This is a genomic window from Corynebacterium sp. HMSC034H07 (assembly GCF_001815175.1).
GTDB classification, from domain to species: domain Bacteria; phylum Actinomycetota; class Actinomycetes; order Mycobacteriales; family Mycobacteriaceae; genus Corynebacterium; species Corynebacterium hiratae.
On the sequence record NZ_KV819530.1, the window covers coordinates 92,703 to 99,317 of the forward strand.

Below are 6,615 nucleotides of genomic sequence, written 5' to 3' on the forward strand. Positions count from 1 at the left end.
AGTGCTGCAGAATGACGGACGAACTCTTGCAGAATGACCATCCGCAGGTCATAGGCATGTCCGGTAGCCCCGCTACACTAGTGACTCGTGAGTGATGCAGTAGATATCCAACGCGAATGGTCCGAGCTTGCCCAGGAAGTGCGCAAGCACCGTGAGTTGTACTACAACGGTGAGCCGTCAATCCCGGATGCGGACTTTGACGCGCTCTTCCAGCGCTTGCTGGCGCTTGAGGCGGAGCACCCGGAGCTGCAGACCCCGGATTCGCCAACCCAGCAGGTCGGTGCTGCGCCGGAAGGTGCTGTCGACATCGAGCACCTGGAGCGCCTGTACAGCTTGGACAACGTCTTCAGTGCGGATGAGCTGCAGGACTGGCTGGACCGCACGCCGGCCGAGGCTTATCTGACCGAGCTCAAGATTGATGGCCTGTCCATTGATTTGGTCTACCGCGATGGCAAGCTCGCCACGGCCGCCACACGCGGTGATGGTCGTGTGGGCGAGGACATCACCGCCAATGCACGCGTTATCCCCGATATCCCGCACGAGCTGACGGGTACCAAAGAGTATCCGGTGCCGTCCCTGGTGGAGGTTCGCGGCGAGGTGTACATGCGCCCGGATGAGTTTGAGGAGATCAACTCCGCGCGCCGCGAAGACGGCAAGCCCACCTTTGCCAACCCCCGCAACGCGGCGGCAGGCGGGCTGCGCATGAAGGATCCGGAGGACGTCAAGAAGCGCCGGCTCCACATGGTCTGTCACGGCATTGGCGCGCGCGAGGGATTCCAGCCCACCTCGCAGCACGATGCTTACAAGGCCCTAGAGGCTTGGGGATTTCCGGTGTCTCCCTATACCCAGCGGGTCACCACAGCCAAGGAGGTACAAGAGCGGGTCACGTACTGGGAGGAGCACCGCCACGATGCCTACTTTGAAATGGACGGGCTTGTCATCAAGGTCGATGACCTGGCCAGCCAGCGCGCCTTGGGCGCGACTTCGCGCGCGCCGCGCTGGGCTATTGCCTATAAATACCCGCCGGAGGAGGTCACCACCAAGCTGCTCAACATCGAGGTCGGTGTGGGACGTACCGGGCGCGTGACGCCTTTCGCCATCATGGAGCCGGTCTTCGTCTCCGGCTCGACCGTTTCCATGGCCACCCTGCACAACCAATTCGAGGTCAAGAACAAGAATGTCCTCATCGGGGATACCATCATCATCCGCAAGGCCGGAGAGATCATCCCTGAGGTCCTCGGCCCCGTTCTGGACAAGCGCGATGGCAGCGAGACTGAATGGGTCTTTCCGGAGAATTGCCCTGCCTGTGGTACGAAGCTGGCTCCGCAGAAGGAAGGCGACCAGGACTGGCGCTGCCCGAACACTCGTAGCTGCCCGGCCCAGCTGGCGGCACGCCTGGAATACCTGGCCTCCCGCAAGGCGCTCGACATTGGCGAGCTGGGGGAGAAGGCTGCCGCGGATCTGATTTCCTCCGGAGTGCTCAAGGATGAGGCGGACCTCTTCGATCTCGATGAACAAGCACTCCTCAAATCCTCGGTCTACACCACACAGAAGGGCGCGCTCAATGCTTCGGGTAAGAAGCTGCTGGAGAACCTCAAGACGGCCCGCCAGGCTGAATTCTGGAGGGTGCTCGTCGCGCTGTCGATCCGCCACGTCGGCCCCATTGCGGCACGTGCACTAGCCACCCGCTTTGGCTCCATGGAAGTGCTGCGCGCAGCATCGGTCGAGGAGCTGGCGGATACCGATGGTGTGGGCACCATCATCGCGGAATCCTTCAAGCAGTGGTTCGAGGTGGATTGGCACGACAACATCGTGCAGAAGTGGACCGCCGCCGGGGTCACCATGGAGGAGGAAGTCAGCGATAAACCAGCGCAGACGCTGGAAGGCATCACTGTGGTAGTGACCGGTACCTTGGAGAACTTCACTCGTGATTCGGCCAAGGAGGCCATTATCACCCGCGGCGGAAAGGCATCCGGTTCGGTGTCTAAGAAGACGAACTACGTCGTGGTCGGAGAGAATGCCGGATCCAAGGAACAGAAGGCCCGCGATCTGGGGCTGACCATCCTGGATGAAGAGGGCTTCACCCGTCTGCTGGAAACGGGCGAGGCATGAAGCTAGCCGCCTTCGACCTCGACGGCACCATCTACTTCGATGGGTATATGCCTGAGGAAGTCCCAGAGGCCATTGCGCAGTGGCGCGCTGCGGGCAACCTCGCCGTCGTGGCCACGGGTAAGTCGTCGCACTCGGCGCGGCGTGCGCTTGAGCCTTTCGGTGTCGACTTCGATTACTTCCTGCTGTGCAACGGCACCGTCATCATGGATGGCGACTATGAACTGCTCTACGAAAACCACGTGCCGCCCGAGGTGGTCCGTGCTGTGTATGAGCGGGTTCGTGATATTCCGAAGCTCGACCTGTATTGCACGCGCTTGGAAGGCCCCGACGGCCACCTCGTGCGCAACGTGGAGGGCGTGCACAATCCCATCATCAGCGAGCCCGTTCCAGTTTCACCCGAGCACATCGAAAAAGAAGTCTTCCCCCTCGTCGCCGCCTGGACGCCGGGTAACCCAGAGCTACAGAAAGAGATTGCGCAGTGGGTGACGGACCGCTTTCCCGTCGGCACCGCGATGAACCGAAACTTCTTCGATATCACGCCGCCCGGCCACAACAAGGGCTTCGCCTTGACTTGGCTGCTTGAACATCTTAGCCGCGAGCGTTCCGAGATTGAGCTCATCACCTTAGGTGATGGTCACAATGACCTGCCTATGCACGCGCTTGCCGACGTCTCCCTGACCTTCCCCTGGGCGCAACCCGACATCCAGGAGGCGTGCACCGCGGTGGTGGACTCGGCCGTGAAAGGTCTAATACACTACGGGGCATGAAGATTGCGGCTTTGGACATGGATGGAACCGTTTACGTCAACGAAGACATAACTGAGGCCGTAAAGGAAGCCATCGCTGCGTGGCGGGCCGCTGGCAACCTCGCCATCTCCGCGACGGGCAAGTCCATCGCCAATGCACGCAACACGCTCGAGCCATTCGGCGTGGAGCTGGATTACCACGTGCTCTACAACGGCACCGTCATCACGGACGGCGATTACTCGATCCTCCACGAGGAGCACTTGCCCAGCGATATCGTCCAAGCCGTCATCGACCGTTTCACTGGGCTGCCGTTGAATATCTACCTCACAGGCTTGTCTGGAGCAGACCAGGTGGTGTGGGATGGGCTGGCTGGCCGGGAATCCTCGATGGTGGCGAATACGGAAGTGATGGATCCGGGGGACGTCGCCAAGCGCAGCACCGTTCTCATGTCCCTGTGGATTCCAGGCAACGCTGAGCTGCGCCGCGAGGTCGACGAGTGGGTCCGCGCGAATTGTGCAGTCGAGTCCTCGTTCAACTGCGACTTTTACGACATCATGCCGCCCGGGCACAACAAGGGCGAGGGCTTGACGCGGTTGCTTGGCCACCTCGGTCACGAAGGAGCTGAACTCTACACCTTCGGCGATAGCTTTAACGATCTCTCGATGCACTCCATCGCCACCGAGTCCTTCACGTTCCCGGGAACGCAGATTACCGACGAGGTGGACCACGTGGTTCCTGACGTCGCCGCGGGACTCAACGCATTGCTAACTAGGTGAGGAAGGCGCCCAAGATAGCGCCCAAGTCACCCAAGTGCTCGACCTCGGAGGCAAGGTAGTCCGGTCCGCCGACGCGGCCCATGACGACGACATACTTCGTGCCCACGAGGGGAGCGGCAGCCAGCGCGGATTCGATCAGCGTCCACGACTCAGGAATCCACGTGTCCTTCTCCGGATTGAGCACGCGCGCCGAGGTGATGTTGAGGTCGGTGGGGATCGAGCCGTCGTCGGCAGGCGCGGCGTCGGAGGCAGCAATGCGGCTGATCTTGTCGTCATTAGCAATGACGATGGCCCAATTGGAGGTCAGCGCCTTCGGGATTGCTGCACACACCTCCTTCATCGCGGCGGTGACGTTGTGTTGCGAAGCCACCTTAGCCAGCACGTGGATCTGCCCACGGCGGTCAACGCGTCCACTGAAGGGGCGGATGGAGTCAACTTCTACGCCCTCCACGGTCTGTGCAGCGGTGATGATCTCATCAGCCATGGTGGACTGGGGGAGATCGAGGACGATGTCATCCATGACCGTGCCGTCCGGGAAATTCTCCACGATATCCACGGAACGAATATCGGCCTCGATGCTGCCCATCGCGTTGGCGAGGAGGCCAAGGCTGCCGGGAGTGTCAGGGAGTAGGACACGGACGAGATACGACATATCGTTCTTTCTGGGGGAAGATGACTAGGTAGGGAAATCGCTGATGCGAATAGTTTGTACAACTTGATCGATGGTACCCAACGTATCGAATACTATTCAATAGCTTCAGTGGTGTGTAGGGGGAGGAGTGGTGGTGGCGTGGCACCAGCCGTGCAGTACCATGGGTGCTTAGCTATCAACCGTCTCAATGAATAAAAGGATGGAGTTCGCGTGTCTGATATTTCGCGTGACGAGGTCGCGCACCTGGCAAAGCTGTCGCGATTGGCCCTGAGCGAGGAAGAACTAAAACAGTTCGCCGCGCAGATCGACGAGATCGTGGACTCGGTGTCCGCGGTTGGCAAGGTCGAGGCTGAAGGTGTGGAGCCGATGTCGCACCCGCACTCCGTTAACGCCCCGATGCGTGAGGATGTCATCGTGCGCACCCTCACCGCTGAGCAGGCTCTGGATCAGGCGCCCGCGACCGAGGATGACCGCTTCATGGTTCCGCAGATTCTGGGTGGAGGAGACGAATAAGAATGGCACAATTCATTGCGCCCACCGAGGGCATTACCGCACTGACCGCCGCCGAGCTGGCTGAGAAGATTCACTCCCGCGAGCTCACCTCCCGCGAAGTAACTCAGGCCTTCCTGGACCGCATCGCGGAGACCGATGGTGAACTCAACGCCTTCCTGCACGTTGGTGCTGAGGAAGCGCTGGCGGCTGCCGACGCTGTCGATAAGTCCCTCGACGCTGGCGAAGCGCCCGCTTCCGCTTTGGCCGGTGTGCCGCTGGCGCTCAAGGACCTGCTGGTGACTACCGACGCCCCGACGACCGCCGCCTCCAAGATGCTGGAAGGTTGGGTCTCACCCTATGACGCCACGCTGGTGACCAAGCTGCGCGAGGCCGGTATCCCGATCCTGGGCAAGACGAACCTCGATGAGTTCGCGATGGGCTCCTCCAACGAGAACTCCGCCTACGGTCCGGCCCACAACCCCTATGACACCGAGCGCACCCCGGGTGGCTCCGGTGGTGGTACCGCAGCGGCCCTCGCGTCTGGTCAGGCACCGCTGGGCATCGGTACTGATACCGGTGGCTCTATTCGCCAGCCGGCCGCACTGACCAACACCGTGGGCGTGAAGCCGACCTATGGCACGGTGTCTCGCTACGGCCTCATCGCCGCTGCAAGCTCTCTGGATCAGGCAGGCCCGACCGCCCGCACGGTCCTGGATACCGCACTGCTGCACGAAATCATTGCCGGCCACGACTCCTTCGACGCCACCTCCGTGGACAAGCCGGTCGCGCCGGTAGTCGCCGCTGCCAAGGAGGGCGCTAACGGCGATTTGTCCGGTGTGAAGGTTGGCCTGATCAAGCAATTCGAGCGCGATGGCTGGCAGCCGGGCGTGATGGAGGCGTACCATGCAGCCGTTGAGCAGCTGAAGTCTCAGGGCGCAGAGATCGTTGAGGTCGACTGCCCGCACTTCGATGACGCTCTCGCTGCCTACTACCTCATCATGCCGTGTGAGGTCTCCTCCAACCTGGCCCGCTTCGACGGCATGCGCTACGGCCTGCGCGTGGGTGATGATGGAACCCACTCTGCGGAAGAGGTCATGTCCCTGTCCCGCGCGGCTGGCTTCGGCCCCGAGGTCAAGCGCCGCATCATGCTGGGTACCTACGCCCTGTCCGTCGGCTACTATGACGCCTACTACCTCCAAGCGCAGCGTGTTCGCACCCTCATTGCACAGGACTTTGAGCGTGCCTTCGAGCAGGTCGATGTCCTCGTTTCTCCGACCACCCCGACCACAGCCTTCAAGCTGGGCGAGAAGGTCGAGGACCCGATGGAGATGTACAACTTCGACCTGTGCACCCTGCCGTTGAACCTCGCCGGCGTGTGCGGCATGTCTGTGCCTTCCGGCATGGCATCCGACACTAACTTGCCCACCGGCCTTCAGATCATGGCACCGGCATTTAAGGATGACCGCCTGTACAAGGTCGGCGCCGCCTACGAAGCAGGGCGCAAGTAGTAGACACACTTCGGGCCAGCCCGTAGTGCGCATGAGCCGGGGTCTTTCACTGACGTGGGAGGCCGCCGGCCTTCGTCGTTTTATCCGACGGTGTGTGTTTGCTGGTTCGTAGTCTTTCTCTTTTCCTTTCGGTTTCCTTTGCTAGGTTTTCGTCGTTTGAAACGACGAGTCTGGGTTCAGCCTCCGCGGAGTGTGTCTGAGTTCTTCGTCGTCTGGAACGACGGGGTTTAGAAGGGGATGTCGTCGCTGCCGGCATCAGCGTTGGTCTTGCTTTCATCCTTGGCTTCTGCTTTGGTTTTGGCTTGTTGTTGTGCGTAGTCGTCGAGTTC

6 protein-coding genes are annotated in these 6,615 nt (G+C 61.1%); 5 read left to right on the forward strand and 1 reads right to left on the reverse strand.

The genetic code is table 11. The features are described from left to right. The first annotated feature begins 87 nt into the window (after positions 1-87). The 3 genes from ligA to HMPREF3009_RS07555 are packed head-to-tail and all read left to right on the forward strand — an operon-like array spanning position 88 to position 3,634. Positions 88-2,112, forward strand: coding sequence for an NAD-dependent DNA ligase LigA (gene ligA, locus HMPREF3009_RS07545; RefSeq protein ID WP_070681098.1), 2,025 nt, complete (start codon positions 88-90; stop codon positions 2,110-2,112). After that, on the forward strand, positions 2,109-2,879 hold the full coding sequence (locus HMPREF3009_RS07550; RefSeq protein WP_070547390.1) for an HAD family hydrolase: 771 nt from the start codon (positions 2,109-2,111) through the stop codon (positions 2,877-2,879). The genes ligA and HMPREF3009_RS07550 overlap by 4 nt, the downstream gene beginning before the upstream one ends. After that, complete coding sequence (locus HMPREF3009_RS07555; RefSeq protein WP_070511618.1) at positions 2,876-3,634, forward strand: HAD family hydrolase; 759 nt, start codon at positions 2,876-2,878, stop codon at positions 3,632-3,634. Before HMPREF3009_RS07550 ends, HMPREF3009_RS07555 begins: the two co-directional genes overlap by 4 nt. On the opposite strand, the gene HMPREF3009_RS07560 is transcribed toward HMPREF3009_RS07555, so the two are convergent. Further along, positions 3,627-4,286 (reverse strand): ACT domain-containing protein, encoded by a 660-nt coding sequence (locus HMPREF3009_RS07560; protein ID WP_070511619.1) that lies wholly within the window; start codon positions 4,284-4,286, stop codon positions 3,627-3,629. The genes HMPREF3009_RS07555 and HMPREF3009_RS07560 overlap by 8 nt on opposite strands. Before the next feature lie 210 nt (positions 4,287-4,496). On the opposite strand from HMPREF3009_RS07560, the gene gatC reads away from it, so the two are divergent. Next, the gene (gene gatC, locus HMPREF3009_RS07565) at positions 4,497-4,799 is read left to right on the forward strand and encodes an Asp-tRNA(Asn)/Glu-tRNA(Gln) amidotransferase subunit GatC (RefSeq protein ID WP_046649343.1); all 303 of its coding nucleotides are present in this window, start codon (positions 4,497-4,499) and stop codon (positions 4,797-4,799) included. A gap of 2 nt (positions 4,800-4,801) precedes the next feature. Continuing rightward, positions 4,802-6,286, forward strand: coding sequence for an Asp-tRNA(Asn)/Glu-tRNA(Gln) amidotransferase subunit GatA (gene gatA, locus HMPREF3009_RS07570; RefSeq protein ID WP_070547388.1), 1,485 nt, complete (start codon positions 4,802-4,804; stop codon positions 6,284-6,286). The last annotated feature ends 329 nt before the right edge of the window (positions 6,287-6,615 follow it).

Bases quoted from the DNA above. Each gene is read 5' to 3' on its own strand.
- HMPREF3009_RS07550 (WP_070547390.1), top strand. From the start codon at position 2,109: ATGAAGCTAGCCGCCTTCGACCTCGACGGCACCATCTACTTCGATGGG.
- HMPREF3009_RS07555 (WP_070511618.1), top strand. From the start codon at position 2,876: ATGAAGATTGCGGCTTTGGACATGGATGGAACCGTTTACGTCAACGAA.
- HMPREF3009_RS07560 (WP_070511619.1), bottom strand. From the start codon at position 4,286: ATGTCGTATCTCGTCCGTGTCCTACTCCCTGACACTCCCGGCAGCCTT.
- gatA (WP_070547388.1), top strand. From the start codon at position 4,802: ATGGCACAATTCATTGCGCCCACCGAGGGCATTACCGCACTGACCGCC.